The organism is Halobellus ruber, assembly GCF_014212355.1.
GTDB classification, from domain to species: domain Archaea; phylum Halobacteriota; class Halobacteria; order Halobacteriales; family Haloferacaceae; genus Haloquadratum; species Haloquadratum rubrum.
The window spans coordinates 317,579-339,637 of sequence record NZ_JACKXD010000002.1 but is presented as its reverse complement, the minus strand read 5'-3'; the positions used below and the strand labels follow the sequence as shown (position 1 = coordinate 339,637).

25 protein-coding genes and 1 pseudogene are annotated in these 22,059 nt (G+C 70.2%); 11 read left to right on the top strand and 15 right to left on the bottom strand.

Annotation, left to right across the window (positions count from 1 at the left end; translation table 11 throughout):
* The first annotated feature begins 65 nt into the window (after window positions 1-65).
* Window positions 66-1,865: a bacterio-opsin activator domain-containing protein gene (locus H5V44_RS06715; RefSeq protein ID WP_185192335.1), complete on the top strand. Its 1,800-nt coding sequence runs from the start codon at window positions 66-68 to the stop codon at window positions 1,863-1,865.
* Window positions 1,866-1,871: 6 nt separating this feature from the next.
* Here H5V44_RS06715 and H5V44_RS06710 read toward each other — a convergent pair whose 3' ends face one another.
* The 4 genes from H5V44_RS06710 to H5V44_RS06695 all read right to left on the bottom strand — a co-directional run bounded on the left by H5V44_RS06710 (window position 1,872) and on the right by H5V44_RS06695 (window position 6,234).
* Complete coding sequence (locus H5V44_RS06710) at window positions 1,872-2,072, bottom strand: DUF7835 family putative zinc beta-ribbon protein (protein ID WP_185192334.1); 201 nt, start codon at window positions 2,070-2,072, stop codon at window positions 1,872-1,874.
* Between the two features lie 143 nt (window positions 2,073-2,215).
* Complete coding sequence (locus tag H5V44_RS06705; RefSeq protein ID WP_185192333.1) at window positions 2,216-4,042, bottom strand: AMP-binding protein; 1,827 nt, start codon at window positions 4,040-4,042, stop codon at window positions 2,216-2,218.
* A 27-nt stretch (window positions 4,043-4,069) separates the two neighbouring features.
* A complete protein-coding gene (mce, locus tag H5V44_RS06700) occupies window positions 4,070-4,480 on the bottom strand; it encodes a methylmalonyl-CoA epimerase (RefSeq protein ID WP_185192690.1) in 411 nt (136 codons plus the stop codon).
* A gap of 77 nt (window positions 4,481-4,557) precedes the next feature.
* Entirely contained in the window at window positions 4,558-6,234 is a 1,677-nt protein-coding gene (locus tag H5V44_RS06695; protein WP_185192332.1) for an acyl-CoA mutase large subunit family protein, read from the bottom strand.
* Between the two features lie 107 nt (window positions 6,235-6,341).
* Between H5V44_RS06695 and H5V44_RS06690 the strand changes: the two genes are divergently transcribed.
* The 3 genes from H5V44_RS06690 to H5V44_RS06680 all read left to right on the top strand — a co-directional run bounded on the left by H5V44_RS06690 (window position 6,342) and on the right by H5V44_RS06680 (window position 8,041).
* The gene (locus H5V44_RS06690) at window positions 6,342-6,809 is read left to right on the top strand and encodes a pyridoxamine 5'-phosphate oxidase family protein (protein ID WP_185192331.1); all 468 of its coding nucleotides are present in this window, start codon (window positions 6,342-6,344) and stop codon (window positions 6,807-6,809) included.
* Between the two features lie 117 nt (window positions 6,810-6,926).
* Window positions 6,927-7,310: a nascent polypeptide-associated complex protein gene (locus tag H5V44_RS06685; protein ID WP_185192330.1), complete on the top strand. Its 384-nt coding sequence runs from the start codon at window positions 6,927-6,929 to the stop codon at window positions 7,308-7,310.
* A complete protein-coding gene (locus H5V44_RS06680) occupies window positions 7,307-8,041 on the top strand; it encodes a methyltransferase domain-containing protein (protein ID WP_185192329.1) in 735 nt (244 codons plus the stop codon). Before H5V44_RS06685 ends, H5V44_RS06680 begins: the two co-directional genes overlap by 4 nt.
* Window positions 8,042-8,069: 28 nt before the next feature.
* Here the strand turns inward: H5V44_RS06680 and H5V44_RS06675 are convergent, their stop codons facing one another.
* Window positions 8,070-8,624 carry a hypothetical protein gene (locus H5V44_RS06675; RefSeq protein ID WP_185192328.1) on the bottom strand — a complete coding sequence of 185 codons (555 nt, stop codon included), beginning with the start codon at window positions 8,622-8,624 and terminating at the stop codon, window positions 8,070-8,072.
* A 74-nt stretch (window positions 8,625-8,698) separates the two neighbouring features.
* Window positions 8,699-9,022, bottom strand: a complete 324-nt coding sequence (locus tag H5V44_RS06670; RefSeq protein WP_185192327.1) for a transcription factor S — start codon at window positions 9,020-9,022, stop codon at window positions 8,699-8,701.
* A gap of 134 nt (window positions 9,023-9,156) precedes the next feature.
* Here H5V44_RS06670 and H5V44_RS06665 point away from each other — a divergent pair, with 134 nt between their 5' ends.
* Complete coding sequence (locus H5V44_RS06665; protein ID WP_185192326.1) at window positions 9,157-9,678, top strand: DUF5797 family protein; 522 nt, start codon at window positions 9,157-9,159, stop codon at window positions 9,676-9,678.
* 62 nt (window positions 9,679-9,740) lie between these two features.
* Here H5V44_RS06665 and H5V44_RS06660 read toward each other — a convergent pair whose 3' ends face one another.
* The 4 genes from H5V44_RS06660 to H5V44_RS06645 all read right to left on the bottom strand — a co-directional run bounded on the left by H5V44_RS06660 (window position 9,741) and on the right by H5V44_RS06645 (window position 12,407).
* The gene (locus tag H5V44_RS06660; protein ID WP_185192702.1) at window positions 9,741-9,956 is read right to left on the bottom strand and encodes a hypothetical protein; all 216 of its coding nucleotides are present in this window, start codon (window positions 9,954-9,956) and stop codon (window positions 9,741-9,743) included.
* A gap of 177 nt (window positions 9,957-10,133) precedes the next feature.
* A complete protein-coding gene (locus tag H5V44_RS06655; protein ID WP_343067695.1) occupies window positions 10,134-10,817 on the bottom strand; it encodes a helix-turn-helix domain-containing protein in 684 nt (227 codons plus the stop codon).
* A gap of 34 nt (window positions 10,818-10,851) precedes the next feature.
* A complete protein-coding gene (locus H5V44_RS06650; RefSeq protein ID WP_185192325.1) occupies window positions 10,852-11,943 on the bottom strand; it encodes a DUF5787 family protein in 1,092 nt (363 codons plus the stop codon).
* A gap of 5 nt (window positions 11,944-11,948) precedes the next feature.
* Entirely contained in the window at window positions 11,949-12,407 is a 459-nt protein-coding gene (locus H5V44_RS06645) for a bis(5'-nucleosyl)-tetraphosphatase (RefSeq protein WP_185192324.1), read from the bottom strand.
* A gap of 169 nt (window positions 12,408-12,576) precedes the next feature.
* Here H5V44_RS06645 and H5V44_RS06640 point away from each other — a divergent pair, with 169 nt between their 5' ends.
* Entirely contained in the window at window positions 12,577-12,909 is a 333-nt protein-coding gene (locus H5V44_RS06640) for an uS10/mL48 family ribosomal protein (protein ID WP_185192323.1), read from the top strand.
* 69 nt (window positions 12,910-12,978) lie between these two features.
* Here the strand turns inward: H5V44_RS06640 and H5V44_RS06635 are convergent, their stop codons facing one another.
* Window positions 12,979-13,245: a DUF7513 family protein gene (locus tag H5V44_RS06635; RefSeq protein ID WP_185192322.1), complete on the bottom strand. Its 267-nt coding sequence runs from the start codon at window positions 13,243-13,245 to the stop codon at window positions 12,979-12,981.
* Window positions 13,242-14,815, bottom strand: a pseudogene (locus tag H5V44_RS06630) (Na+/H+ antiporter NhaC family protein). The gene H5V44_RS06635 and the pseudogene H5V44_RS06630 overlap by 4 nt, the downstream one beginning before the upstream one ends.
* A 198-nt stretch (window positions 14,816-15,013) precedes the next feature.
* Between H5V44_RS06630 and H5V44_RS06625 the strand changes: the two are divergent.
* Complete coding sequence (locus H5V44_RS06625; RefSeq protein ID WP_185192321.1) at window positions 15,014-16,282, top strand: amidohydrolase; 1,269 nt, start codon at window positions 15,014-15,016, stop codon at window positions 16,280-16,282.
* A 123-nt stretch (window positions 16,283-16,405) separates the two neighbouring features.
* Window positions 16,406-18,691, top strand: a complete 2,286-nt coding sequence (locus H5V44_RS06620) for a DUF7527 domain-containing protein (protein ID WP_185192320.1) — start codon at window positions 16,406-16,408, stop codon at window positions 18,689-18,691.
* A gap of 86 nt (window positions 18,692-18,777) precedes the next feature.
* On the opposite strand, the gene H5V44_RS06615 is transcribed toward H5V44_RS06620, so the two are convergent.
* Window positions 18,778-19,083, bottom strand: coding sequence for a hypothetical protein (locus H5V44_RS06615; protein ID WP_185192319.1), 306 nt, complete (start codon window positions 19,081-19,083; stop codon window positions 18,778-18,780).
* A gap of 173 nt (window positions 19,084-19,256) precedes the next feature.
* On the opposite strand from H5V44_RS06615, the gene H5V44_RS06610 reads away from it, so the two are divergent.
* The 3 genes from H5V44_RS06610 (at window position 19,257) to H5V44_RS06600 (ending at window position 21,586) form a co-directional block, all read left to right on the top strand.
* On the top strand, window positions 19,257-20,588 hold the full coding sequence (locus H5V44_RS06610) for an adenylosuccinate synthase (protein WP_185192318.1): 1,332 nt from the start codon (window positions 19,257-19,259) through the stop codon (window positions 20,586-20,588).
* Window positions 20,589-20,665: 77 nt separating this feature from the next.
* Window positions 20,666-20,854 carry a methytransferase partner Trm112 gene (locus H5V44_RS06605; RefSeq protein WP_185192317.1) on the top strand — a complete coding sequence of 63 codons (189 nt, stop codon included), beginning with the start codon at window positions 20,666-20,668 and terminating at the stop codon, window positions 20,852-20,854.
* A gap of 39 nt (window positions 20,855-20,893) precedes the next feature.
* The gene (locus H5V44_RS06600) at window positions 20,894-21,586 is read left to right on the top strand and encodes a DUF7524 family protein (protein ID WP_185192316.1); all 693 of its coding nucleotides are present in this window, start codon (window positions 20,894-20,896) and stop codon (window positions 21,584-21,586) included.
* A 98-nt stretch (window positions 21,587-21,684) separates the two neighbouring features.
* Here H5V44_RS06600 and H5V44_RS06595 read toward each other — a convergent pair whose 3' ends face one another.
* Window positions 21,685-21,840, bottom strand: a complete 156-nt coding sequence (locus H5V44_RS06595) for a hypothetical protein (RefSeq protein WP_185192315.1) — start codon at window positions 21,838-21,840, stop codon at window positions 21,685-21,687.
* A 64-nt stretch (window positions 21,841-21,904) separates the two neighbouring features.
* Entirely contained in the window at window positions 21,905-22,039 is a 135-nt protein-coding gene (locus H5V44_RS17780; protein ID WP_281381241.1) for a DUF7128 family protein, read from the bottom strand.
* Window positions 22,040-22,059 lie beyond the last annotated feature (20 nt).

The window sequence follows — 22,059 nt, the reverse complement described above, 5'->3', positions numbered from 1 at the left end:
CAGTGTCGGGATGCCCGACAAGGGGCAGATATTTGACCGTGGACACGCCCCTTACGCGTACTGAAATGCTCGCTGACGGCGTCCCCGACGGGGATGAGGCGGACGCGGAGCCGACGCCGGCCGACCGGCCCACGGTGTTGGTGGTGGACGACGACAGGGCGCTCGCGGACACCTGCGAGTACTGGCTGCGCGAGGAGTACGACGTGCGGGTGGCCTACGGCGGCAGGCAGGCGCTCGAGCGAGTCGACGGCGACGTCGACGTGGTGCTCTTGGACCGGCGGATGCCCGACGTCTCCGGCGACGACGTGCTCGAAGAGATCGACGACCGGGGGCTGGACTGCCGGATCGCGATGATGACTGCCGTCGCTCCCGACACCGACATCGTCGAGATGCCGTTCGACGAGTACCTCGTCAAACCCGTCGACGAGGAGAGCGTCACCGAGACCGTCGAGGAGTTGCTGGTGCGGGCGGAGTTCGACGAGCGGATCCGGGAGTACTTCGCCTTAGCGTCGACGGAGGCGGTCCTCGACGGACGCGAGGTGCGCGATCCGGCCACACTCGACGACCTGGCCGAGCGGGTGCGGGAGCTTCGAGCGGAGCGGGAATCGGAGATCCGCGACCGGGAGCGGCAACTGGAGCGGACCCGTCGGATCAACGGTCTCCTCCGGGAGGTCGACCGCGGGCTAGTGGACGCGGACACGCGGGCCGACATCGTGGAGACGGTCTGTGACTCCTTTGCGGCGTCGCCGTACGACGGGGCGTGGGTCGCACGCTACGACCAAGCAGTAGGGACCGTCGAGTGTGAGGTCGCGGGGGAGTCGATCGCGTCGCCGTTCGGGCTGGCGGACGACGCGGACGCCGGCGACGGAGCGGTCGATCCCGAGGCGCTGGTGAAGCGGACGATCGACACCCGGTCGCCGGTCACGGCATCGGTCCCGCCGTCGGCCGCGGCGGCGGTCCTCGCGGCTCCCGACCCGCCGGACGCCGACCGGACGTTCGTGGCCGTCCCGATCGACTACCGCGAGACCGTGTACGGTGCCCTGGTGGTGTACGTCCGGGGCGACATCACCGACGAGGAGCTGTCGATGCTCGTCGAGATGGGTGAGACGGTCGGCAACGGCATCAACGGCGCGGAGTCGAAGCGGCTGCTCCACGCCGACAGCGCGGTCGAACTCGAGTTCGAACACACCGACGCCGGCGACGTCCTCGTCGACCTCTCCCGGGAACTCGACACCACGGTCCGGCTCGAGGGGATCGCCCCCGCCGACGACGGCGTCGTCACCTGCTTCGTCCACGTGTCGGACGCCGACCCCGAGGCGGTGTTCGGGAGCGTCACGCCGCGGGACGCGGTGGCAAACGCACGCGTCGTCTCCGAGGAGGACGACGGGACGCTGTTCGAGCTTCGGCTGACCGACGCCTCGGCGGTCGTGACGCTCGTGGAACTGGGCGCGAAGGTGGAGTCGTTCGCCGTCACCGGCGGCGAGGGCCGGCTCGTGATCAGGGCGCCGGCGGGGTCGGACCTTCGCACGTTCACGCTGGGGGTGCAGTCGCCGTTCCCCGAGGTATCGGTCGTCGCAAAGCGGGAGGTCGACGACGCCGTCCAGTCGACGTCGTCGTTCCGTCGGCAGCTCGAGGAGAAGCTGACCGACAGACAGCGGGACGTGATGGAGACCGCACTCACCTCCGGTTACTTCGAGTGGCCCCGGGGGAGCACCGCCGAGGAGGTCGCGTCGTCGCTCGGCATCGCCGCACCCACGTTCCACGAGCACCTGCGGGCGGGCGAGCGGAAACTCATCGAGTCGTTCTTCGCGGAAACCGGCGACCGGGTCGGTCGGGACCGAGAGGAGAGGGCCGCAGACGACTGAACCGACTTAGGCGTTGTTCATCCGCTGGCTCCGGGTATCGCCGCAGGCCCGACACTCCGTGACCCGGTAGGGCTCCCGGGAGAACGCCCGGTTCGCTTCCTTCGTGCTCTCGGTTTTGAGTTCGATCGACACCGTGTGGGGCGTCCGCGTGCCGCACTGGCTGCACTCCTCGGTCAGTTCGGTGACCGTCGATTGGCTCTGTGACATAGTGATTCCGTACCCAAAGGAAGGTATGGGAGTGTAATGTGAACGGACCCTACACAGATAGGGGATCGAGCGGGCGGCTCGTCCTCGCGCTCACGAACCGGGCGGCCGTCGACAACCGCGGGGCTGCGCCGGGACGAGTGGGCTCACTCGGGGTGGTCCGGTTCGCCGCCCTCGTCTGTCGGGGCGTCTCCCGCTCCGGCGTCTCTACCCTCCGCCCGCTCTACGTCCGTCGTGTCGCCTTCCCCGTTTTCGTCCCGCTCGTCGCCTGGCGGTCCGTCAGCGTCGCCGGCCGGTTCCCCGTCCGGCCCTCGCTCGTCGGCATCCTCTCTCGCGTCGTTCGTGACAGCCGTCTGCGGGTCGTCCGTAACGTCCGTCGTCTGTGGGTCGTCCGCAACGTCCGTCGCCGATGGATCGGCCGGGAAGCGATCGCGGACGGCCGCCCGGTCGACCGTCCCCGACGCGGTCCGCGGTAGTTCGTCGGCGACCGCGATCGATTTCGGGAGCTTGTAGCCGGCGAGCCGATCCCGCGCGAACGCACGGACGTCCTCGGGATCGAGGTGCCGATCCGTCGCCCCGTCCGACCCCGAGTCGGGCGGTGCCACCCCGGGCTCGGGGACGAGGAGCGCCGACACCCGCTCGCCCCACTCGGCGTCGGGTACGCCGACCACGGCCGCGTCCGCGACATCCGGGTGGTCGGCGAGCACGTCCGCGACCGAGCCCGGATCGACGTTCTCCCCGCCGGTCACGATCCGGTCGTCGAGCCGGTTCAGGACCGTGATCGATCCCGACGCCGTTCGGACGCCGACGTCGCCGGTGTGGAGGCCGAACTCCCCGAACGCCGCCTCCGTGGCCTCCCGGTCCCCGTAGTACCCGGGGGTGACGGTCGGCCCGTCGACGACCAGTTCCCCCGCCTCGCCCGCCGGAAGCGGGTCGCCGGCCCCGTCGACGACCGTCACCTCCGTCAGAAACAGCGGGCGGCCGACGCTCTCGGGGGCCCTGAACGCCTCCTCGGGGCGGGCAGTCGCGATCTGTGAGGCGGTCTCGGTCATCCCGTACGTCGGAAACACCGGCACGGAGTAGTTCCGACACCGCTCGATCAGTTGCGTCGAAGCCGGCGCGCCGCCGAGAAGGACGACCCGGAGCGACTCCGCGAGCGTCCCCCGGCGGTCGAGCATCCGGCGGAGCATCGTCGGGACCACGGAGACCGCCGTGGCGTCGTAGCTGTCGAGGTCGTCGGCGGTCGCCCCGGCGTCGAACCCCTCGCGGAGAACGACCGTCATCCCGTAGATCGGCATCCGGAGGATCGGCGAGATGCCGCCGGCGTGGTGCAGCGGGAGCGTCGCCAGCCACCGGTCGTCGGGGTCGAACCCCAGCCGGAACACGGAGGCGGCCGCGCTGGCGAGGAGGTTCCCCGTGGTGAGCCGGACGGGCTTCGGATCGCCGGTCGTTCCCGACGTAAAGAGGATCAGTTGGGTGTCCTCAAGCGACCACGACGCCGCCCGAACGGGGTCCGGCCCGACCGCCGACAGCGGGTCGACGCCGTCGGTCCCCACCTCGTCGACGGTGGCGACCGGGATCGACGCCGCCGACCCGTCACCGTCAGTCTCGACGTCGAGCGCCGCGACTGCGTCGGCCACCGCGTCCTCGGTCGTCGCGTCGCAGACGACGGTGTCGACGTCGGCGGCGTCCATCCCAGCGGAAAGCTCCCGCGCGGTGAGTCGGTCGTCCAGCGGCACGAGCGTCGCCCCCAGCCGCATCGCGGCGTGGATCAGGCAGACGTACTCGACGCACGGCCGGAGGACGGCGCCGAGGTGGGTTCCCTCGTCGACCCCCACGGACGCGAGGCGCCCGGCGAGATCGTCGACCAACGTGTCGACGGTGTCGAACGTGTAGCTCGTGTCGGTGGTCGTGTCGACGAGCGCGTCCCGCCCCGGATCGATCCCGGCGCGGTACGAGAGCCAATCGCGCATCCTGAACACACTGGCATCTCCGGCCGCCTAAACCGTCCGGTTCGATCCGTGTCCGCCGGCCGCCACGAACTCCACCAGGACGCCGCCGGTCGAGTCGGGGTGGAGAAACGCCACCTCGTGGCCCCACGCGCCCGGTCGGGGCGCCTCGTCGACGGGGTCGATCCCGAGGTCGCGGGCGCGGTCCAGCGCCGACGCGACGTCGTCGGTCGCCAAGGCGACGTGGTGGATCCCGGGGCCGTGCCGGTCGAGGTAGCGGGCGATCGTCCCCTCCGCGCGGGGTTCGAGCAGCTCGAAATACCCCCCATCGAGCTCCAGGAACCGGACCGTCATCCCGTCGACGGACTCCTCGTGGACGACCGGCGCGCCGAGCAGTCCCTCGAACGTCGCCGCGAGGTCGGCCCCGTCGGCGGTGGCGATCCCGAGGTGGTGAAACGACAGCGGCATACCCGGTGTGTGTCGCGGCGGGAAATAAACCGTCGGGCGGCCGCGGACGCGAGCGGCCGCGGGCTCGAACGCTACAGCCGCGGCTGGTACTCGCCGAACTCCTCGCGGAGGACGTCGGAGATCTCGCCGACGGTCGCGTAGGCCTTCACCGCGTCGACGATCGGCGGCAGTACGTTGTCGGTGCCGGCGGCGGCGTCGGCGACGGCCGCGAGCCCCGCCTCGACGGCCTCGTCGTCGCGGTCGTCCTTGACGGCCTGCAGCCGCTCCCGCTGGCGGGCCTCGTCGTCCTCGTCGACCTCCTCGACGTCGACGTGGGGATCCTCGTCCACCTGGAACTCGTTGACGCCGACTACGACTCGGTCGCCCGATTCGATCTCCTCCTGGCGCTCGAAGGCGACGTCCTGGATCTGGCGTTTCACCCACCCCGACTCCACGGCGTCGAGCATCCCACCCCGGCGGTCGACCTCCTCGAGGATCTCGAACGCCTCGGCTTCGAGGTCGTCGGTCAGCGATTCGACGTAGTAGCTCCCGCCGAGCGGGTCGATGGTGTCGGCGACGCCCGACTCGTGGGCCAGGATCTGCTGGGTTCGGAGCGCGGTCCGGACCGACTGCTCGGTCGGCAGCGACAGCGCCTCGTCTTTCCCGTTCGTGTGGAGGCTCTGTGCGCCGCCCAGCACCGCCGCCAGCGCTTGATACGCAACCCGGACGACGTTGTTCTCCACCTGCTGGGCGGTCAACGTCGACCCGCCGGTCTGGGCGTGGAACTTCAGTTGCTTGGACTTCGGATCCTCGGCGCCGAACCGCTCGTCCATGATCTCGGCCCACATCCGCCGGGCCGCCCGGAACTTCGCGGCCTCCTCGAAGACGTTGTTGTGGGCGTTGAAGAAAAAGGAGAGCCGCGGCGCGAAGTCGTCGACCGCGAGCCCCGCCTCCAGGGCGGTCTCGACGTACTCGATGCCGTTCCCGAGGGTGAACGCGATCTCCTGGGCCGCCGTCGACCCCGCCTCCCGGATGTGGTACCCCGAGATCGAGATGGTGTTGAATTTCGGCGTCTCGGCCGCGCAGAACTCGAAGATGTCGGTGATCAGCCGCATCGACGCCGCCGGGGGGTAGATGTAGAGGTTCCGCGCGATGTACTCCTTCAGGATGTCGTTCTGGATGGTGCCCCGGAGCTGGTCGCGGGGGACACCCTGCCGGTCGCCGATCGCGACGTACATCGCAAACAGTACCGCCGCGGGGGCGTTGATCGTCATCGACGTCGACACCTCGTCTAAGGGGATCCCGTCGAAGACCACCTCCATATCGCGGAGCGTGTCGACCGCGACGCCGGCCTTCCCGACCTCGCCCGCTGCCATCCCGGCGTCGGAGTCGTACCCCTTCTGTGTCGGGAGGTCGAAGGCGAGCGACAACCCCGAGGAGCCCTGATCGATGAGGTACCGGAAGCGCTCGTTGGTCTCGGCGGCGGTGCCCATCCCGGCGTACTGCCGCATCGTCCACAGCCGCCCGCGGTGCATCGTGGGGTAGACGCCGCGCGTGTACGGCTCCTCGCCGGGGAATCCGAGGTCGTCGTCGTAGTCGAGGTCCGACACGTCGGCCGGCGTGTACAGCCGTTGCACCTCCTGGCCGCCGGTGTCGGTGGTGAACGTCTCCCGCCGCTCCCCGAACCGATCGAGGGTGGACGAGAGCGTCTCCGCTGCCCACTCGCGTTTCCCCTCCCGGATCCGTTCGAGGTCGTCGGGGTCGAACATATCGTATGGACGCTCCCGCCGGCTATTGAAACCCACTGGACGACCGACCGGTCCGGGGGACGCCACGGAAGGGAAAGCACAAAGCCCGGGCGGACGAACGGCGAGGTATGTCCGAGGAGACGGACGCCGACCGGGTCCGCGGCGGCCGGATGACCGACGCGGAGGTCGACGCGTTCCTCACCGAGCAGGGGACGGGCGTCCTCGCGCTGGCGGACCGCGACAGCGCCTACGCCGTCCCGATCTCGTTCGGCTACCGGACCGGGCGGGCGGTCTTCGCCTACTGGCAGTTCGGCCCCGGGAGCACGAAGGCCGCGTACACCGAGGCGACGGAGCGGGCGTGTCTGACCGTGTACGACGTGGCGTCGGAACGGGAGTGGCGGAGCGTCGTCGCCCGCGGCCCGCTTCGGGAGCTGTCCGGGGAGGAGTGGGCCGACTTGGGGGGACTGATCGACGACAACGCGTGGTCGCCGGAGTTCACGGGCGTCCGGGACCGCCGGCTCTCGGTCGTCGGCTACGAGCTCCGGATCGACGAGGCGACCGGGTTCCGGCGGGCTCCCGACGCCGACGGGGCGTGACCGGGTCGACGCACCAGCCCGACCGCCGAACCGGCGGCAGCCCACCCGACACGGACCGCCCCTGACATCGCGCGTTCGCCACGCTTTTGCGACCGGCTCCCCTGCGTTGGGACAGCTATGTTCGGTGGAGGCGGCATGAACCCGCGGAAGATGAAACAGATGATGGAACAGATGGGGATCGACGTCACCGAACTCGACGTCGAGGAGGTCGTGATCCGGACCGGCGACGAGGACCTGGTCTTCGAGGACGCACAGGTCACCCGGATGGACGCCCAGGGCCAGCAGACCTACCAGGTCGTCGGCGAGCCCGAGTCCCGCGAGCCCAGTGCGGCCGCGATCGAGGGCGGCGACGGGGATGCCGGGGACGACGCCGACGACGGGATCCCGGAGGACGACGTCGCGCTGGTGGCCGAGAACGCCGGCGTCGACGCCGAGACCGCGCGGGAGGCGCTGGCCGAGACCGACGGCGACCTCGCGGCCGCCATCGCGAAGCTGGAGTGAGCTACCTCCTCGTCCACGACGACCGCGAGTACCTCCGGGCGCCCGGCGACGAACTCCACACCGACCTTGGCGTCCTGGAGATCCCGGAGGACGTCGAGCCCGGAACCGTCCTGGAGACCCACCTCGGCGAGCCGTTCGTGGTGCGTCGGCTCCGCGGGCCCGACCTGTTCAACCACCTCGAACGGACCGGCGCGCCGATGATGCCCCGCGATATCGGGCTGGTGATCGGTCACACCGGGATCGCGGCGGGCGACCGCGTCCTCGACGCCGGGACCGGCACGGGCGTGCTCGCGGCGTACCTCGCGCGGTGTCACGCCGAGGTGACCACCTACGAGATCGACGCCGAGTTCGCCGACGTCGCCCGGGAGAATATGCGCCTCGCGGGCGTCGAGGAGCGTGTCGACGTTCGGACGGGCGATCTGACCGAACACCTCGACGACGCGGCCCAGGCGGGCCCGTTCGACGCGATCACGCTCGACACCGGCGACGCCGCCGGGATCGTCGCGGCCGCCCCGGATCTGCTCGCTCCCGGCGGCTACATCGCGGTCTACTCGCCGTTCGTCGAAAACAGCCGCACGGCCGTCGAAGCGGCGCGGGAGGCGGGGTTGGTCGATATCGAGACCCTGGAGACCATCCAGCGGGAGATGGAGTTCGGCGACCGCGGGTCGCGGCCCTCCACCGCCGGTGTAGGCCACACCGGCTACCTGACGTTCGCTCGGAACGGCGTGTGAACGGCGGTCGACTACAACAGCCGCATCGTCACCGGATCGACCGCAGCATCCCGAACAGCTCCTCGCGTGCCGCCCCGCGGTCGAACGGCTCCCCGGCGGGGAGCGACAGCGGGTAGGCGCCGCCGCCGAGCAGGTACTCCTCGTCGGCGGGCCACGCCGCGAAGTACGCCTCAACCGGGAGGTCGCGGTCGTCGAGGCTGACGCGGGCTCGATACCGGGTCGCCTCCACGTCGTCGCCGCCGACGGCGAACCGGTGCGTGTCGGCACGATCGACCGCGGAGAATCCCCGCGCTTCGAGCACGTCCACGAACGCCGACGACGCGCGGTCGGATACAAGCTCCGTGAGCGCCCGCGAGGCCGGCTGTGCGGGGCGGATCCGGACCCGGCTCGCGAACACGAACCGCCACGTGGTCTCGGTGCCGGTGGCGGCAGCCAGCCGCTCGCGGAGGTCCGCGTCCTCGTAGATCCGCGTCGCCGCTTTGATGGTCACGACCCGGACATCGAAGGGCGTCGCGGTCTCCTCGGAGACGAGCCGCCACGACTCGGGAACGTCGACCTCCGGCGGCGGGACGGCTGCGGACACGACCGGTGGTTCGGCCGCCGTCGTCTTATAACCGGGTCAGACCCGTATCGGCGCGGCCCACGGCGGCCGGCGGCTCAGTGGTCGTCCTCGCGCCACTTGTGACCGCACTCGACGCAGGTCAGGAATCGGGTTTCGGACTCGTCGGCCGAGCGGATCTGCTTCATCTCGTAGCGGGCGCTGTCGTGGCCGCATTCCGGGCAGATCACCGTCGTCGTCGGCCCGATCTCGGCGTCGTCGACGTCGGACATGTCGACGACCTCGCTGGTCTCACGCTCGGCGGTCGAGGTCATCGCGGCCTCGTTGTCGGCGTCGCGGGGCTTCTCGGCCCCGCAACTGCCGCAGACCCAGACGTCGTCGTCGGTCTTCATCATCGAACCACAGTCGTCGCAGAACTCCATCGTACCCCCACGCACCGGCTTCAGGTACTTAAGCGGCCGGGATGGCGGCCGTTCGGGGGCCGACATCGAGGGGATTGCAGAGCCCGAGCGTCGAATGTTGAAACGTCTTTGTACCTCGGTGCGAAGTGCCGGGTGTGACAGACGACCGAGCCCTCTCCGCGGAGGCGGCCGACCGCCTCGCCGACGTGGTGCGGCTGCAGCCGACGAAGAACAAGGAGCTCCAGGAGCAGTGGGGGTTGGAGTCGGGCAGCGAGGTCCACCAGTATCTGGAGTCCGAACTCGGGGAGTACTACTACCGCGACGACAACAGCCTGATCCGCGCGACGCCGGAGGCGGCCGACCTCGTCGACGTCGATCCCGGCGTTGAGGGCGGCGGCAGCGATGACGACGGCGTCCCGACGGTGATCCGCGTTCCGGAGCTTCAGGCCCGGGTGTTCCGGGTCGTCGCGGGGCCGGAGGAGCGCTCCGAGAGCGTCGTGAGCGTCCTCAACAAGGTCAGGGCGGAGTTCGACGCCGACCCGCCGGTCGACGACGTGCGGGCGGCGCTCCAGAGCCTCCGTCGGAAGGGCGTCGTCGAGGTGGTCTACCGGACGGTGCCGACGTTCCGGCTGGCTGCCGCGCGGGAGGATATCGACGTCGAAGTGACCGACTCGTAGTCGGACGCGTCCGGGACGGCGTGCGGTCGGTCGAAGCCGAAGCCGAGGGTCCCGTCCGCCGGTCACTCCCCGGCGGTCGCCAGCGCCACGACCCCGAGTGCGATCGGGAGCACGCCGCCGAACCCGACCGGGAACGCGACCCAGAAGAACTCGACACCGAGCGCCAGCAGTGTGAACGCGACCCCGAGCGTGAGTATCGAGACGAGTCCCGACACGACGAGTGCGGTTGCGATCCGGTTCCCGGTCAGCGACGGCACGGTCTGGCTCGTTGTTGCCATAGTCGGAAGTGCGGGGGAACCCACCTCACGCTTGGCCCAACACGTTGCGGTCGGGGGGTCACCGGTGCTCTGTGCCGCCCGCCGCCGATGCTCGGGGCCGCGTCGGCGGCTGGACGCACCACCGGCGGGCGTCCGACCTAAGCCCAGTCACGGCGATGCGGCGACGCGTCCCCGGATTCACCGTCTGTCCGGCTGTCCCGCCCGCTGGGGGCCGGTGAGGTACCACTGCAGGACCCGGGCCTGGCCGCGGCGCAGCGTCCGGCTCAGCGTCGATTTGTCGGCGTCGAGGCCCGCTGCCAGTTCGTCCAGCGTACACTCCCGAGGCACGTCGAAGTAGCCCTCCCGGAGAGCGGCGTTGAGGAACTCGCGCTGGCGGCCGGTGAGGATGTCCTCGTCCTCGTCGGTGTGGACCACGGAGAGGAGTTCGTACGACAGGGGCGATTCCTCTAAGGTGTCCCGCAGGGTCTCGAACTCCGCTTGGGTCCCCGTGACGTCGAACTCGTACCACCCGTTCGTGACGACGACCGGAAACTCCGGCGGGACCCCCACGCGCCGGGCGAACTCGTAGAGACCGGTGTCGGAAGTCTCGTACCGCGCGAGAACGCGGTCGTCGGTGGCTTCGAGCCGCTGGTAGGACTCGACGTTGCGGTGGGTTTCGATCCGTTCCTCGACGGCCGCCGGGTCGTCGGCGACGACCTCGCCGAGTTCGACGGCCCGATCGCCGGTCGTGAGCCCCGACAGGAGCCGGAACGTCGCGGTCGGGACAGCCGTCGACACCTCGGCGATCCACAGCCTCCCCGGAAGCTCGATCCGAAAGCGCGCGTCGATCATCGGGTCTCGGTTGAGGTGTTGCGGCGCCACCACCCAGTACCTTGCGTCGGGGGCGGTCCCGGAATCACGTGTCGGGGTCGAACCCGGCGTCCAGTTCCCGGCTCCTCACCCACTCCCGGCGCTGCCGGAGAAGGGTCTTGATGCCGGCGCCGGGGCCGCCCTCGATCGGCCACCCGCGGGTCCGCCACGCCGGCGGCTCGGGTTCGAACTCCGAACAGGAGTCGACACACTCCGCGACGGTCTGCGAGCGGCCTTTTGCGGCGCAGTACGGCACGAGCCCACGCCCGAAGCGGCGGAGCTCGAAATGCCGGCAGTCCGGACGCATCGTCCCGTGGTACGACCGCCACCCCCGCCCATACGCCCGTTCGGCGAGCTCCAGCCGACGGTCGCGCCGCGCGTCGTCCCGGTCACCCTCCGGGGGCGTGACCTCGCTGGGGTACCACTCGACCGACGCGTCGACCCCGGCGCCCGCGAGGAGCGATCCGCCCGGGTCGCCCTCCGCCGCGTCGACGTCGAACGCGAGGATCCCCACGTCGACGGGGAGGTCCTCCAAAAGCGCCGGCTCGACGCGGTCGCCGGTGGTCGCGGTCGCCACCCACACCTCGTCGGCGAGGCCGGTCCCGACGTCGAAGCGGAGTTGCTCGGAGAGCGCCCGCGCCGCGGCGGCGTCGAGGTCGGGTTTGTTCTCGATCGCGACGATCCGGCGGAGCCAGTCGGGGTAGGGGGCGGTCCGGCGGAGTTGGATCCGGTTGCCCCGGCGTCGCCTCTCGACGACGCCTCGGTCGGCCGCGCGGTGGACCGCCGCGCGGACGTACCGCCACGGGTAGCCCGGATGCGGCAGCGCGTCGCGGTACCACGCCCACTCGGCGGGCGCGTTGCGGACGACGTGGAGGAGGTCGGAGTCGAGTTCGTCGGGGCCGAACGCGCCGCGGGCGGCCAACGCTTCGGGGTCACACTCGAGCACGACCGTGTCCCACCGCCGCTCGGCGGTGCCGAGCTGCCGGGCGACGACGATCGCATCGTCCCCCCGAGTCTGCGATAGGGGGGTCGCCGAGTCCGGGTCGGCGGCGTCCCCCCGACCGGTCGGCGGCCACGCCTCCTCGGCCCAGCGGCAGACCAGCAACTCGAACCCGAACTCGGCGTCGCCGGGATACACGGGGGTTACGCCAGGTACTTCCCGTCGGCCTCCTCGCTCTCGGCGGCGAGCTGATCGAGATACTCGTGGGCGTCCTCGAAGATCTCCCGCGGGCCGTCCTGGGTGATCGTGTTGAGCGCCTGGTCGTAGTCGCGCCACTGGAGGTCGCGGTGCTCCGTGGAGAGTTCCGCGCTGGCCTCGAAGGACCGGGCGATGAACAGGTGGACCGTCTTGTGGATGGTCTCCCCGCCGGCCTCGAAGACGTAGTCGTACTCCTCGCGGAACCCGTCGATGAGCCGAAAGTCGTCGATGCCTGCCTCCTCTTTCACTTCCCGGATCGCCGTCTGCTGGAGCTCCTCTTCGCCCTCGACACCGCCTTTGGGGAACTCCCAGTCCCCCGGCCGGCTCTTCAGGAGCAGGTACTCCCGTTCGCCGCGGGTGTCGCGGAAGAGGATCGCTCCGGCGCTGACCGCTTCGACTGCCATTACGTCCACAAACCGGACAAGGCATTAAGAGGCTATCGGACGGTCCGGGGGCGATCCCGCCGACAGCCGTGGGACCGGGGGAGCGGTGAGCCACCACCCGACGGTCCGGCCCCGAGCCGCCGCCTATGGGTGTGTTTTTACGCCTCCGTGCCGACGTATCCGGTATCCAATGACCTTCGTCACGAAGCTCCGGTTCCAGTCCGGGAACCGCTACGAGCTGGAGTCGGCGGTTTCGGACCTCAAATCGATGATCGAGCGGAAGGGCGCCGAGTGTAAGGGTCCACACACCGACCCGCCGGCGGAGCTGTCGGTGCCGCAGGCCCGGACGCTCGGTCCCGGCGGGGAGTTCCCCGCCTGGGAGTACACCGTCTACTCCCGACGCCTGGAGATCCACGGCAACGACCACATCGCCCGCGAGGTCGGCCACCGCAAGTTCCCCGAGAGCGTCCACGTCGAGATCGAGGTCGAACACCGCAAGCCCGCCGGCCACCTCGACAAGTAGGGGCGTCTCACGCGGTGCCGCCAGCGGTCCGGGGAACCGAACGACGACCGACGAACCGCGGTCGGCCGCTCAGAACGCGCTTTCGCCGACCGTCTCCAGATACTCCGCCTCGCCGGTGTGGCTGTCGTCGTCGAACGACGTCACGCGGAGCAGGACGCGGCTGTCGACGAGGTCCGCCGACCCGCCCCGTATCCGGAGCGTCGTGTCGCCGATGCGGGCGATCGGGTCGTCGGCCTCGACGCCCGTGACGAACACGGAGATCTCCTCGCCCGCACGGAACGACGGCTTGTTGGTGCGGAACGACCACCCCTTGGTGTACTTTTCGAGGAGGCTCATACGCGGGCCACCTCCTCGGACTCGCGGTCGCTGGTGTACTCCAGCCCGAACCCGGTGACAGCCGCCACCAGGAAGATCGCGACGAGCACCCACCCGTGGAACACGAACGGGAAGACGTCCGCGGGGTTCACCACCATCACCTGCGTGAACCACTCGTACTCCGTCGGGAGTTGACGGATGACCGCAAAGCCGACGAGGACGCCGCCGGACCACGGGAAGATGTACCCGAGCGCCGCGGTGTTCGCGTCGAGGATGTTCGCCCTGCGGTAGCCGTTGATGTTGAACCGCTCGCCGAGCCGGGCGATGTACGGTCCGATCGCGATCTCCGCGGCGGTGTTGATCGTGATCATCGCGTTCACGATCGCCGTCCCGACGACCATCGTGGTCTCCGCGCGGCGGACGCTCGTCGCGACGGAGTTCAGCAGCCAGTCCTGCAGCGCCCGGAACCCGCCGCCGCGGATCATGATCTGCGCACCCGCGACGATCAGCAGTACCAACACGATGAGCGGGAAGAAGCCCTGCGCCCCGGCGTAGAGGCTTCCGCCGACGCCGGTTTCGGCGGCGGGTACGAGCTTCACGAACGGAAGGGCCGAAAGCGACTGCGCGATACCGAGCCCTTGGGGCGCGCGGAACACCACCATCTCGGCGACCGACGCCAGCCCGAACGTGACGTTGAACACGGCCGCGACGACGATCCCCCACGAGATCGCCTCGACGATGTGTCGTCCGGCGACGGCGGTGCCGATGACGACGAACATCGAGACCAGGTGAAGCAGCCCGGCGGGGTCGCTGTTCCGGACGAAGATCTCGCGCGCCTGGCCGGGGACGTCGAGCCCCCCATCGTCGGTCCGACGACGACGTACCCGATCAGCGCGATCACGGCGGCCGTGATCGCGTACTTGAACCGCGAGGCGACGACGCCGCCGATGTCGGCGTCCTGGGTGACCGCACTCACGATCGTGGTGTCGCTGACGGGTGCGAGGTTGTCCCCGAACACCGCACCGGAGAGGATCGCCCCGAACAGCAGGACCGGGTTCGCACCGAGCAGGACGCCGGCCGGGAAGAAAAGCGTCGTGAACGCGACCGTCGTCCCGTAGCCCGTCCCGATCCCGGTAGCCAGCAGTCCCGCGAGGATGAACGTCACCGCGGGGAACAGCCCGGCGCCGACGCCGGCCGCGTCCGCCGCCCACACCAGGCCGGCGACGAACCCGCCGACCTGGATGGTCTGTGCGAACATTCCCGCCCACAGCCACGCGACGACCGCGGTGGCGGCGACCCGACGGGTCATCCCCTCGAAGATCGTGTTCGCGTAGGTGTGCCACGGGCCCTTCACGAAGAACAGCCCGACGATGAGCGCGATCAGCATCCCGGCGACGAGCCCCGTCGTGTCGCCGATACGTAGGACACCGCTCTGGACGATCGCCCACGCCACGAACAGCGCCAGGGGGAGCCCGCTGGCCCACTTGCCGCCGTAGAACTCGATCTCCGGCGCGGACGTAGGTCCCAGTTCCGCCTCTGTGACCCCGTCAGAGGGGTCTTGCTCCCCGTTTCGGCCGTCTCGGTCACTCATACTTGCACGTTCCGTGCTCGAACAGGTGCATATAAATCCGTGTCGTACTGGCCGAGCGGATGTGCCCCCCTGACACGCGTGACGACGTCGGCGGCGCCGTCGACTCCGAAGCGGTCCGGCGGGTGCGGGATCGCGACGCGGGGCTCGGGTCGATGGCGACTCCGACGCGATTTTACCGGTCGCCAACGATCCGTGGGTATGGCCAGCACGGACCTCGTCGACCTCAGGCGCGACCTCCACCGACACCCGGAGCCCGCCTGGCGGGAGTTTTACACCACCGCACGCGTCGTGGACGAACTCGAAAAGCGCGATCTCGACGCCCGCTACGTCGGTCGGGAGGTCCTCGGCGGCGACCGGGTGGGCGTCCCCGACGACGCCGAGCTCGACGCGTGGCGCGAACGGGCCCGCGCGGCCGGCGCACGGACCGACGTCCTGGACCGCCTCGACGGGGGCTACACCGGCGCGGTCGCGGTCGTCGAGCGCGGCGAGGGACCGACGGTCGGGCTCCGGGTCGACATCGACGCCCTGCCGATCGAGGAGGCCGCGGGTGACGGCCACCACCCGGCCGCCGCCGGCTTCCGGTCGGAGAACGCGGGGTATATGCACGCCTGCGGTCACGACGCCCACACCGCGATCGGGATCGGCGTCCTCGACGCCGTCCTCGACAGCGACTTCGCGGGGACGCTGAAGGTGTTCTTCCAGCCCGGCGAGGAGCGGATCGTCGGCGGGGAGCCGATGGCGAACTCCGGCCACCTCGACGACGTCGACTACCTGTTTGCGGTCCACGTCGGGCTGGATCACCCCTCCGGCGAGGTCGTCGCGGGCATCGACGGCTTCCTGGCCGTCTCACAGTTCGAAGCCGAGTTCCGAGGGGCCTCCGCACACGCGGGCGCGAGGCCCGAAACGGGCGACAACGCGATGCAGGCGGCCGCGGCCGCGATCGGGAACCTCTACGGCATCCCCGGACACTCCGAGGGGGCGACCCGGATTAACGTCGGCGTCATCGAGGGCGGGACCGCGACGAACATCGTCCCCGAGCGGGTCGCGATCGAGGGAGAGGTCCGCGGCGAGACCACGGCGCTGATGGAGTACATGAACGACGAGGCCCGCCGGATCCTCGACTCCGCGGCGGGGATGCACGGCTGCGAGGTCGCGGTCGGGACCCTGGGCCACGCCCCCTCGGCTCGAAGCGATCCCGAACTCCGCGGGGTCGTCGCCGACGTGGCGGACGGGACCGACGGCGTCACGTCGCTCCTCGAATCGGACCGCCTCGGCGGCAGCGAGGACGCGACCTTCCTGATGCGGCACGTCCAAGAGCGGGGCGGAAAAGCGGCGTACGTCGGCGTCGGCACCGACCACCCCGGCGGCCACCACACCCCCACGTTCGACGTCGACGAGGACACGATCGGGCTCGGTATCGACGTTCTCGCGGGGGCGATCGCCGAGACCGCCGCCCGCCGCCCGTAGCGCGGGGGCCGGCGGGCGGACGGACCGTCGTCGCGGTCGGGGTCGCCGCCCGCGACGCGATCGGCGGCCCCGCGTCTGACGCTCCGGAAAGTATTTGATTCGCATTCCGCCATACGTAGACGAATGCACAGCCGAACCATCGACGTGGTGACCGACTGGGAGACGGTCGCCACCCCAGCGGGGTACGAGGGGCTCCGCCGGCTCGCCGACCGGGAGTTCAGCGGGGCCGTCTCCGCCGGCCCCGCGTGGGCGTTCCTCCTGAACGGCCGGATCGTCGGGATCTTCGAGGGGGGAATCGAGGACTTCGAGGACGCCGACGCCACGGCGTACCGCGCCGCCGACCCCAGCCTGCCGCTGCTCTTTGCGATGCAGGAGCGCGACGGCGAGACTCGGGCGAACTACTACACGAACGAGACGCCGCTGCGGGACGTGGATCAGACCCTTTCGAGCGGCGGGTTCACCGGGTACGTCGAGCTCTCGGAGAACGTGCTCTCGGGGGACTACTACGTCGTCTACCACGGCGGGAAGTCGATGAGCGCCGCGTTCGTGGGCAGCTCCGAGCGACTGATCACCGGCGAGGAGGCCTTCGAGACCGCCGCCGACGAGGTCGGCATCTACGAGGTCGTCGACGTCGACATCGAACTCGTCGACATCCCCGAACCCGCGGTCGACGATGACGGTCCCGACGGGGACGACGTCCCGGCCGCGGGGGCCGCAAGCGAGGTAGGGGGCGCGGACGCCGCGGACGAAGCCGAGCCCGAGCGCCGCGTGGAGCCCGCGGTCGACGACGAGCCGGGCGCGTCGGATCCCGCTCCGGAACCGGCCCTCGACCCCGAGCCCGAACCCGGAGCGGGGTCGGAACCGCGGGTCGAGGCCGGCGGCCCGCCGGCGGACGCCGGGAGCACGGAGCGCGGGACGGATCCCGACGCCGACGTGGATCCGGGTTCCGACGCCGACGGCGAGCCGGATCCGGACGCCGACGTCGACTCCGGGGTGGACCCCGGCTCCGAGCGCGAGGTCGACGCCGAAGCGGAGCGGGATGCGGCTGCAGAGGGTACAACAGCCCCGGTCGCCGAAGACGAGTCACCCCCCACGAGTCCGACCACGCCCGACGCCGACGGGGACACCGCGACAGCACCCGGCGGGACCGATTCTGGTTCCAACTCGGACAGCCGATCGACCGACGGGGAGCCCGGCGACTCGGAGGGGTCCGGCGGTGCGCTCACCGACGAGGAGCGGTGGCAGCGGGCACGGACCATCCCGTCGCTGGATCCCGAGGAGTCCGGCGGCGAGGACGGTAACGAAAGCGAGGACGACGCTCGCGAGCGGACCGCCCGGATGCAGCGGCAGCGGCAGCGGCGCCGGGCGGCACGGGACCGCACCCACCAGGACGCGAGCCGCCGGGCGGCCGGCGCTCCGCAGTCCGAGGGCGACGCACAGGGGGGAGCCGACGTCGAAGCGCTGAAACAGCGGCTCTCCCGTGCCCGAGGCCGGATCGAGTCGCTCGAAGACGAGCGCGACAGCCTGCTTTCGGAACGCGAGGAGCTGATCGAGGAGCGCGACAGCCTCCGGAACGAGCGGGCCGAGCGGACCGAACGGATCGAGGAACTCGAAGCCGAGCGCGAGCGGCTCCGTTCGGAGGTCGATCGGCTCCAGTCCCGGCTCGACGACGACGGGGGCGAAAGCGCCTCGGAGTCGATGTCGCCGGATCGGGCGCTCTCGGGGACGAACCTGTTCGTGCGGTACGACAGCAAGGGGCGGGCGACGCTGAAACACGCCCAGGCGGGCGACGCCTCACGGTCGGACGTCCGGGAGAACCTCCGGCTCGAACATCACACCACCTTCGAGACCGAGGGGGTCGCCGTCGACGGCCGGCCCTACGAGGAGTTCCTCCGTGACACCACCGAACACGCGTTCGCGCGGTGGGTCATCGGGGACCTGCTCTACGAGATCGGCGAGACCGGGAACCGGTCGAGCCTGGCGGGGCTGTTCGACGCCATCCCCGACATCGACCGGGTCGAGGTCCGCGGGGAGGTCGGCGTCGAGACCGACGACGGCGTCGAGCAGCGCTCCTTCGACGTCGTGTTCAGAGACCGGATGGGCGATCCCCTGTTCGTGGCGGACATCAACTCCTCCCGGGACGCGACGACCGAGGCGATGGTCGGCTCGCTCGTGGAGAACACCCACACCGTCGCGAGCGAGGCCGAAACGCTCGCTGCGGGGTTCTACGTCACCGAGTCGTTCTTCGAACCCGGTGCCTTGGAGACGGTCGGCGACCGGACCGGCGGGGGGATCCTCTCGCGGTCGAGCAAACGCTCGTTCGTGAAGCTCTCGCGGAAACGTGGGTATCACCTCTGTCTGGTCGAGGCGCGGAACGGGGAGTTCCACCTGAACGTGCCGGAACTCTGAGTGGACGGTATCGCGGTCGGCGAAAAGCGACTCGACTGCGACGAACGTGAGCCCCGTTCGACGGCACGGGCGACGGGCGGACCGGCTTACCCTTCGACTTCGACGGTCTCTTCGATCTTCATCTCGTCGAGTTTGTTGACGATCCCGTCGAGCTTCTCGTCGAGTTCGTCGACGAACTCCGCGGTCCGCTCGGTCGTGATCGCCCCTTGGCTCGACGGTTCGATGAGGTTTTCCTCCTCCAGAACGCGGAGGGAGTAGCGGACCTTGTGGTGCGGATAGCCGGTCTCGTTCGACATCTTGACGATTCCGATCGGTTCGCTGTCGATCACCATCCTGAGTACCTGGAGGTGCCGTTCGAGCATATCCACTTCCTTTTCCAGTCGGTCTATCATGTTACCTGTTAACTCGTCTGGGCCGGGTTTAAATGTTGCCCTCCGGTGCGTGAACCGCCCGTGCCGAGCGGGGCCAGCCGACCCCGGCCGGCGGCTGCCCGCGGGAACGACCGTTACTACTGGTGGCGTGACGGACCGTAATGGGTTTTACGGGGCGCGGAGAACCGGCGTGTATGACTGTGACGATCGTCGGCTCCCAGCTGGGCGACGAGGGCAAGGGCGCCTTGGTCGACCTGTGGGGAGGCGGCGCCGACGTCGTCGCCCGGTACCAGGGCGGGGACAACGCGGGCCACACCGTCGTCGAGGGCGGCGACGAGTACAAGCTGTCCCTGGTCCCGAGCGGGGCCGTCCGCGGGACGGTCGGCGTCCTCGGCAACGGCTGTGTGGTGAACCCGCGGACGCTCTTCGAGGAGATCGACGGCCTCCGCGACCGCGGCATCGACCCGGACGTCCGCGTGGCCCGGCGCGCCCACGTGATCATGCCGTACCACCGGGTGCTCGACGGGATCGAGGAGGAGGCCAAGTCCGACTCCGACCTCGACGCGGGCACGACCGGCCGCGGCATCGGCCCGACCTACGAGGACAAGGCCGGCCGGCGTGGGATCCGGGTCGGCGACCTGCTGGACCCCGGGGTGCTCAGGGAGCGCCTGGAGTACGTGGTCCCGCAGAAGCGCACGCTCGCCGAGGACGTCTTCGGCGTCGACGTCGGCGAAGCGTTCGATGTCGACGCGCTCTACGAGGAGTACCGCGCGATCGGCGAGCGACTCGAAGCGGAGTCGATGACGGTCAACGCCGGGAAGTTCCTCGGTGGGTACCTCGACGACGGCGAGGAGGTCCTGTTCGAGGGCGCACAGGGGACGTCGATCGACATCGATCACGGCATCTACCCGTACGTGACCTCCTCGAACCCGACCGCCGGCGGCGCCGCGACCGGCACGGGCGTCGGCCCGACCGCGGTCGGCCGCGGGGAGGTCGTCGGGATCGTGAAGGCGTACCTCTCCCGGGTCGGCACCGGGCCGCTGCCGACCGAACTCGACGGCGACGACGAGCGGTTGGCCGACGAGATCCGCGAGAAGGGCGGGGAGTTCGGGACCGTCACCGGCCGCCCGCGGCGCATCGGGTGGCTCGACGTCCCGATGCTCCGCCACGCCGCCCGCGCAAACGGGTTCACCGGCATCGCGGTCAACCACGTCGACGTCCTCGCCGGCCTAGAGGAGGTGAAGGTGGGTCACTCCTACGACCTCGACGGCGAGAAACTGTTCACGATGCCCGCGACCACCGAGCGGTGGGGTCGATGCGAGCCGAACCTCCGATCGTTCGAGCCGTGGCCGGCGGTCGACTGGTCTGCGGTCGCCGAGGACGGCTACGACGCCATCCCCGAGAACGCGCGGACGTACCTGGAGTACGTCTCCGAGGAGACCGGCGCGCCGATCTACGCCGTGGGCGTCGGTCCCGACCGCACGGAGACCGTCGAACTCGTCGACCCGTTCGGGGCCGGCGAGTAACGTCGGCGGCCCGGCCGGACCGGGACCGGTGGCCCGAACCCGTAGCCTTTTTGCCGCCGCTTTCCTTCCCGGAGGTAATGAAAGAGTCACTGATGGACGTCCTCTGTGACCCCCTCGACAAGAGCGACCTCGAACTCGAAGTCGACGAACGCGACGGCGACGAGATAATCGAGGGGCGGCTGATCGGCAGCGTCACCGGGGAGGTCTACCCGATCGAGGACGGGATCCCGAACCTCCTGCCGCCGGACATGCGCGACGACGAGTAGCCCTAAACGCTTTTACACGTTGCCGTCGTGGGTGCCGACGTGTCGGAGTCGCTCCCGGTCGAACTGAACGCCGGTTCCGTCCACGCCATCGACGCCCCCGACGCGGTCACCGTTCGGGGGCCCTTCCACCTCGAACTCTCGAACGCGGGCGGGGCCGTGCACGTTCACGTCCACCTGGCCGACGACCTCTCGGAGGCGGCCCGGTTGAAGGAGGGGAACCACTACGTCGAGGGAGGCGGGACCGTCCGGGTGCCGATCGGGACGGTGGCTGACGGCGACGAGGTCACCGGCCACCTCGAAGTCGTCACGGGGTACGGGGCCGAACGCGAGCGCATCGAGGTCACTATTGCCCCGGATGACGGCGGGCGCGACGATGCAGGAAAGACAGGCGGTCACGACGGATCGCAACGGGCCGGCGGGACGGCGGGGGAGGACGACTCGACGGCGCGGACCGTCAGTACGTCGGCTCGGGGGACGAAGCGCGGGCATCCGATGGAACGATCCACCACCGGGATGGGCGTCCGCGGGCTGGCGAACAGGTCGCTTCCGGACGTTTCCGTGCCGGCCGGCGGGGACGCCCGTGAGAGGCTGACGTTCGTCGGACTCGCGGCGGTCGCGGCGGCGGTCGGCGTCGCGGTGATACTGACTGTCGGCGATCCCGTGCTGTCGTTCGTCGTTGCGGTCGTCGTCGTTGCGGCCGTCGCGGCTGCGGGGTGGCTGCTGTTGTGGTAGCGGACCCGTCGGGTCCGGCGCCGGGTGGGTCCCACATCCCGGGCCGACGGGGATTACGCCCGCTCGGAGTCCAGTTCCGCGTCCAGCCGTTCGACCCGTTACCGCAGTTCCGCGACCTCGTCGTCGCCGGTCGCGCGGTTCGCCAGGGCGACGGTGCCGACGAAAACGGGCACGGAGACGACGACGAAAAGGAGGGCGACAAAGGCTGTCTCCGGGGCTATCACCGTCGTGTAACCGGCCGATACGACTTCCATTTTTCCGTGCCGCCGGTCCGGCGGCACGGGGACCCCGGGGAGACAAGTCCCCGGGACGGTCGCCTCACTGCAGGTACGACGGCTCCTCGGCGTCGCAGTTCTCCTCGTGAGCCTCCGCGTCCGACCTGTCGTCGAGCAGCAGGCCACACTCCTCGCACTCGTACCACGTCTGGCCGTCCCGCTGCACGGTCGACACCATATTCGGAGTGAGATCGTTAC